We start from the raw sequence: 4,600 nt of genomic DNA on the forward strand, positions 1-4,600 counted from the left end.
CGAAGAGATCCAACTCAGTATCACGTCCGCCGTTTTCTGTCATAGCCGTAAGCGTGGATCGAACCGCCTGAAACAAGGCTTTTTTATCATCCTCGGAAAGACGGTTAACTTTTCGCTTGGGATGCATTTTGGCATTGAAAAGAATATCCTGCAACACGCCATTCCCGAGACCGGGAATTCTTTGTTTAGTAGCCAGCAATGCCTTGAGGCTGAGTTTCTGTGCATCTGAAGGAGAAATGATTTGATAAAAATAACTCTCATTAAAATCAGGTGAAAGGGGGGAGGTCTTTTCCTTGGCAATTAAATAGTAAGGATTATCCAATTCGCCAGCAGGGAATGCTCCTAATCCTCCATACATCTGGACTGAAGCGCACAGTGCGGTACGATCGTCAAACTCAATAAGGAGTTGATGACGGGCTGGACGGGATTCGCCTTCTTGGAGCAATCTCAGATTTACCCCCTCAGTAAACAAAAGTCGATTCTCCTCAACATCCATTTCAACCATGCTGCCAAAACCGCGGGCCTCTCCACATCTTTTATGATTAAGCAGATCAGGATATTCAGCCGGTTTTCCAAAATACCAAGCTAATTTATGAGGAGTTTGCTCAGTAATTACACTCGTAATTCTTTTTCCTGAGAAAGTTGTTCCCAATTGACCAGCCATATTCACCGCTTCCGGTAATTCGATCACAATACCACCTCCTTAATTTATCACTTATTTTATCCTTTCTAAATCATTTTACAATTTTACAATAATGCAAAGAAAGCCAACTCAAAAATATATTTTTCAGCCTTCAAATTATCTGGAATAATATCCCTTTAATTCTTCTTTTATTCTGTAATTCAATTTTCATAAACAGCGAGAAAGATGAAATCAGGAACGACTGATGCCTGCCGGCCAATAACCGGTAAAAACCATGGGAGCAAGTGCTTTCACCTTTATTTAGTTCTAAGAAATAAGATGAATACCTTGAGGGGAAAATTAAAAGATTTCATTTCATTCAAAGCCAGGATCAGAACCAAGATTGGATGAACCCTTGGAATTTAAGGAGTGAGAAAAATGAATAAGTTAATGATAAATAGAATTTTTAGTATTTTGATGTTTCTCGGCATATTTGCTTGCTCTTCCGCTACACTTTTAGCAGCTGAAGACTTTTCCGAGAGAATGGTTCCAGAGCCTCCCGGTATCAAAGTCGAACGATGGGTTGAGAACTTGGAAATCCCCTGGTCTTTGGTTTTCCTCCCCAACAATCGAGCCTTGGTAAGTGAGCGCCCGGGAAGAATTCGGTTGATCGAAAACGGAAATCTTCGAGAAGAACCCTATGTAATTCTTGAGGTAACCCATATTGGAGAGGGAGGGTTAATGGGTCTGGCCCTCCATCCCAATTATCCAGAAGAACCTTATCTCTATGCGATGCATACCATCCAGGGAGCAACCGGCTTGGTTAATCGGATAATATTGCTTCGTGACCAAGGAAATAGGGCAGTTTTTGAACGAGTTATTTTTGATAATATCCCGGGAGGACGGAATCATAATGGCGGCCGGATAGCTTTTGGACCGGATGGAATGCTTTATGCCACAACTGGAGAAACCTTTCAGGGCGAGCTAGCTCAGGACCTCAATTCCTGGGGTGGTAAAATTCTTCGTCTTACTCCCGATGGAAAGATACCCGATGATAACCCTTTTCCCGGGTCGCCGGTTTACTCCTATGGACATCGTAACCCGCAAGGTTTAGCTTGGCATCCCGAAACCGGTGATCTCTTTTCCTCCGAACACGGACCATCTGGCGAACAGGGATGGCGGGGTCATGATGAAATCAATCTGATCACCCCAGGAGGAAATTATGGGTGGCCTATAGAAATAGGAATTCACCAAAATCCTACTTTCATCGGGCCGATTGTCTTCTGGCAAAACTCAACTCCTCCAGCCGGAATGACTTTTTTCCGGAATAATCTTTTTGTTGCCTCCCTAAGAAGCCAAGTCTTGCTCAGGATTATCTTAGAGATCGAAGATGGCGACTACCAAGTCAAGGAAATAGAGCGGTGGTTCGCCAGCGACTCGTCAACTGGTCTTTTGGGAAGATTACGAGATGTAGTAGAGGGCTCAGATGGCAATTTATACCTTTTAACCAGTAATCGCGATGGAAGAGGGCGGCCTCGACCAGGTGACGATACCATCTGGCGTTTGATTTTTCCATAATATCTTTGTCATTTCAAAAGAAAAAGATGATTAGCGATGTTTTTCTCCCTTTCTCTGTTTTGTTTATTCAAGAATTTTATCTAATCGAATAATTTCATTTCCATTTTAAATGGACTAAAGATTTTCGTTATTTTGCCGATATTATTTAGGAAAGATGTGGGATAAAATCTCGACAAAGATATCAGAAACGCCTTATAGCTGAGCGAACTTTTTTGGGAAAAATAACCAATTCAACTCATCCTAGAATTTCATCAATTCATTATTCATTACTGGTCTCTTTATAAGTTTAGGAACTCACTCTAATTTAAATAATTGAAATTTTTAATTAAAAAAATCTTAACAATGGATAAATAATGAAATTGTTGTCGTCTTTATTTAAAAAAATTCAGCTCTCTCAAGTCACTCCAACTCTATTTACCATTTTTATTAGTCTTTATGCTGTCTTCCTTCTTTTAGGAGCGTATTATTTCCTCACCACAATTACTATAATAATAATTCTGCCCTTTATCATGATTAGCGCCTACCGTTGGGAAGTAATTGGGGGGATATTATCCAGCATTTGGAGCGTTATTCTTGTAATTTTCTCATCAGTCACCCATCACCATACTCTCCTTCAAGATCTCATCGTGAGTTTATCCTCCTATTTGGTAATCGGCTTAATGCTGGTCATCTTGTACAATTATTTTGAAAGTCAAAATCTCAAATTAAAGGAAAGCGAGAATCTTTACCGACAACTTTTTGAGCAAGCTAACGATGCCATCCTGATTGTTGATAATGAAGGAAAAATTGTTAATTGTAATAATGTTGCTAGCAATCTGATTGGATATAGTCGCAACCAACTTATGTCCAAAAACTTAAAGGAATTCATTATCCCTCGCCCTGAACAAATAAATCAATTAGAAAACGTGGACCCTCAATCGGGGGAATGGTCTCTTCGCGATACTAAAGGTCGTGAAATTCTTTTCGAGGTAACTATCACTAAAATTCAAAATGGACTTTTTCTTGGAACCGGACGGGATATCACTATGAAGAAGCAAATGGAAGAAGCCTTGCAGAGTGAGTGGAAACGAGCCCAAACCTATCTGGAATTGGTACAAGTCATTATTGTTGCTTTAGACAATCAAGGAAGAGTGACGCTCATCAACCGGAAAGGGCGAGAAATTCTTGGTTTCGAAGCTGAGGAAATCATTGGAAAAAATTGGTACGATTTTTTCATACCAAAAAGCATAAGGGATTCTTTAAGGTTATATTTCAAAAACATCATCTCGGGTGAGATGAAGCCTTTCAATCAGCACGAAAATAACATTATAAACAAAGCTAATGAAGAAATACTCGTTTCTTGGCAAAATACTTTTTTATACGACAACACCGGGAAAATCATTGGTGTTCTCAGTGCTGGTGAAGATATAACTGAACAAAGAAAAAGCGAAAATCAAATTAAAGAACAAGTTAACACCTTAAGTGTTTTATTTGATTTATCACAACAATTTACCTTAACATTGAACCTTAAAGAAAAAGCTGACGAAATTGTGCAGACTTGTGTTGAAAGGTTTGGTGTTTGTTTAGCTTGGTTGGCTCAGGCTGAATCAGGTGGTCGAATAAAAATTATTGCCCAATACCCATTAGAACATCCTTACCCCAAGCAAATAAAAATACGCTGGGACGAAACTCCTGAAGGGCAGGGACCTTCCGGTCGGGCAATCCGGAGTGGGACTTATCAAATTGTTGAAGAAAGCACCACCGATCCTTCTTTTACCCCTTGGAAAGAACAAGCTATGCAAGCTGGTTTTGTAACTTCTGCTGCTTTCCCCCTCATCAGTCGTGGTCGGACTTTTGGAACGTTGAATCTTTACAGTAAAACACCGGGTTTCTTTCATCCAGAGCGCTTAGAATTATTCCAAACCATAGCTCATCATGCAGCATCATCCTTAGAAAATGCCCGTTTATTTGAAGAAACCGAACAACGCCTCAAACATATCCAAGCTTTACGTACCATCGATATGGCTATTTCAGGAAGCAGTGAACCAATGTTGGCTCAAAAAATCGCCTTGGAGCAGATTGTTCAACGGTTAGAAGTCGATGCTGCCGCTTTGTTGCGTTTTGACCCTCAGCGACAAACTTTAGTCTATGCTGCGGGAATTGGTTTTCGCACTCCTATTATTGAAAAAACGTCTTTGAAATTAGGCGGCGCTTTTGCCGGCCAAGCTGCTTTGGAACGTCAAATCATTTCCATTCCAAATGTTAGCGATCATGGCACTTACTATCAAACCAAACTTTTCCGTAATGAAAGTTTTGTTTCATATTACGCTGTGCCTCTTTTAGCCAAAGGGAGATTGTTTGGAGTTTTAGAAATTTTTAATCGCTCCCTCCATATTGGGAATGAGGAATGGTACGATTTTT

The 4,600-nt window shown here is 40.2% G+C and carries 3 protein-coding genes; 2 read left to right on the forward strand and 1 reads right to left on the reverse strand.

Annotated features, from left to right (window positions below; genetic code table 11):
- The coding region (locus tag PLK24_RS08625; protein WP_324478205.1) for a hypothetical protein at positions 1–691 on the reverse strand (691 nt) is incomplete at its 3' end.
- Positions 692–1,060: 369 nt separating this feature from the next.
- Here PLK24_RS08625 and PLK24_RS08630 point away from each other — a divergent pair.
- Together PLK24_RS08630 and PLK24_RS08635 are read left to right on the forward strand one after the other, a co-directional pair.
- Positions 1,061–2,200, forward strand: a complete 1,140-nt coding sequence (locus PLK24_RS08630) for a PQQ-dependent sugar dehydrogenase (protein ID WP_324478207.1) — start codon at positions 1,061–1,063, stop codon at positions 2,198–2,200.
- A gap of 353 nt (positions 2,201–2,553) precedes the next feature.
- Positions 2,554–4,600: PAS domain S-box protein (locus PLK24_RS08635; RefSeq protein WP_324478209.1), on the forward strand; the 2,047-nt coding region annotated here is incomplete at its 3' end.

This window comes from Atribacter sp., assembly GCF_035418125.1.
GTDB lineage: Bacteria > Atribacterota > Atribacteria > Atribacterales > Atribacteraceae > Atribacter > Atribacter allofermentans.

Bases quoted from the DNA above. Each gene is read 5' to 3' on its own strand.
- PLK24_RS08630 (WP_324478207.1), top strand. From the start codon at position 1,061: ATGAATAAGTTAATGATAAATAGAATTTTTAGTATTTTGATGTTTCTC.